This window comes from Variovorax sp. 01T439_2 (assembly GCF_056398445.1).
Genome location: NZ_JBFTPJ010001005.1, coordinates 1 through 2,061 on the forward strand (window position 1 = coordinate 1; position 2,061 = coordinate 2,061).

A 2,061-nucleotide genomic window follows, 5' to 3' on the forward strand; every position below is an offset into this window, starting at 1 on the left:
CCCTTATTTCGGCGTTTTCGGCGGCTTGGCGGGTGCCCGCAGCGCCGCGACCTGCTCGGCCGTGAGCCAGCGCCACTGGCCGGCCGCCAGGTCGCCCGGCAGCGCCAGGTCGCCGATGCGGGAGCGGTGCAGCCCCTCGACCCGGTTGCCGACCGCCGCCAGCATGCGCTTGACCTGGTGGTACTTGCCCTCGGTCAGCGTCAGCCGCAGGTGCAGCGGGCTGTCGGATTCGCAGGCCGCCGCGCGCACCGGCTTCGGGTCGTCGTCGAGCACCACCCCGGCCAGCAGCTTCTCGATCTGGGCCGCGTCCACCGGGTGCTTGGCCGTGACTTCGTAGACCTTGGGCACATGGTGCTTGGGCGAACCCATCTTGTGGATGAACTGGCCGTCGTCCGTCAGCAGCAGCAGCCCGGTGGTGTCCTGGTCGAGCCGGCCGATGGCCTGCACGCCCTGCACCGCGCCCTTGTTGGGCCGAAGCCGCAGCGGCGACGGCAGCAGCGTGTAGATGCTCGGGTAGGTCGAGGGCTTCTGCGAGCACTCGGTGCCCGCGGGCTTGTGCAGCATCAGGTAGGCCTTCTCGTGGTAGGCCCATTCGGTGCCCTGCACGGTGAACAGCAGGTCTTCGGGATCGAGGTCGGCAAAGGGGTCGGTCACGGCCGCGCCGGCAATGCTCACGTGGCCTTGCTGGACCAGGCCCGCACACACGCGGCGGGTGCCGAAGCCCTGGGAATAGAGGATGTCTTGCAGGTGCATGAAAAATGAAAAAACGGCCGTGCCGACAGGGGCACGACCGCCTTCGAGTGTGCCGCAGGTTCAGTAGCCTGCCGCGAGGCCCGTGTTGCGGCGCGGGTCGTTCGCGCCGTAGAAACGGTTGGCACCCACCGGCTTGCCGCCCAGCGAGGGCGCGCCGACGATGATCGCCGCCAGGTGGTTGGCTGGCTGCGGCACGCCCAGGTTGTGGCCCATGTCGGTCAGGATCTTGCGGGTGTCGGGGCTCAGGGCGAAGGTTTCGACGTTGGTCACGTCGGGCAGCCACTGCTGGTGGAAGCGCGGCGCGTCGACGGCTTCCTGCACGTTCATGCCGTAGTCGACCACGTTCAGGATGGTGTGCAGCACCGCCGTGATGATGCGGCTGCCGCCGGGCGTGCCGACCACGAACACCGGCTTGCCGTCCTTGGAGACGATGGTCGGGCTCATCGAGCTCAGCGGGCGCTTGCCTGGAGCGATGGCATTGGCCTCGCCCTGCACCAGGCCGTACATGTTGGGCACGCCGATCTTCGCGGTGAAGTCGTCCATCTCGTTGTTCAGCAGCACGCCGGTCTTGTCGGCCGTGACCTTGGCGCCGAACCAGTCGTTCAGCGTGTAGGTGACCGACACCGCGTTGCCCTGCTGGTCGGTGATCGAATAGTGGGTGGTGTTGCTGCCTTCGTGCGGCGCGACGCCGGGCTTGATGTCCTTGGAGACGCCGGCCTTCTTGGGGTCGATGGCGGCGCGGATCTTCTCGGCGTAGCCCTTGTCGAGCAGGCGCTCGAGCGGGTTCTTCACGAAGTCGGGGTCGCCCAGGTAGCTGTTGCGGTCCACGTAGGCATGGCGCATGGCCTCGATCTGGTAGTGCACCGCCTCAGCCGAGCGGAAGCCCAGGTCCTTGAGCGGATAGCCCTCGAGGATGTTGAGCATCTCGCAGATGATCACGCCGCCCGAGCTCGGCGGCGGCGCCGACACCACGCGATAGCCGCGGTAGTCGCACTCGACCGGCGCAAGCTCGCGCGTCTTGTACTGGTCGAGGTCGGCCTGCGTGATGATGCCCTTGCCGGCCTGGCTCGATGCCACGATCGCCTGCCCGACCCAGCCCTTGTAGAACCCGTCGACGCCCTTGGCGCTCACGGCGCGCAGCGTCTTGGCGAGGTCTTTCTGCACCAGCTTCTGGCCGACTGCGAAGGGCTCGCCCTTGTTCAGGAAGATGGCGCCGGAAACCGGGTCCTTCTTGAAGTCGTTGGTGGAGGTGTGCAGCATGTCGATGTCGCCCTGCTCCAGCGCAAAGCCCTTCTCGGCCAGCTGGAT

The 2,061-nt window shown here is 67.4% G+C and carries 2 protein-coding genes; both read right to left on the reverse strand.

The features are described from left to right. Nucleotides 1-3 precede the first annotated feature (3 nt). Nucleotides 4-753: a pseudouridine synthase gene (locus tag AC1DOC_RS31075; RefSeq protein ID WP_012746769.1), complete on the reverse strand. Its 750-nt coding sequence runs from the start codon at nucleotides 751-753 to the stop codon at nucleotides 4-6. Between the two features lie 60 nt (nucleotides 754-813). Then, nucleotides 814-2,061 (reverse strand): gamma-glutamyltransferase (gene ggt, locus AC1DOC_RS31080; protein ID WP_478131267.1); only part of this gene is annotated, 1,248 nt, incomplete at its 5' end.

What these genes read in the sequence shown, in the direction of transcription:
- AC1DOC_RS31075 (WP_012746769.1), bottom strand. Translation starts at nt 753, where the DNA reads ATGCACCTGCAAGACATCCTCTATTCCCAGGGCTTCGGCACCCGCCGC.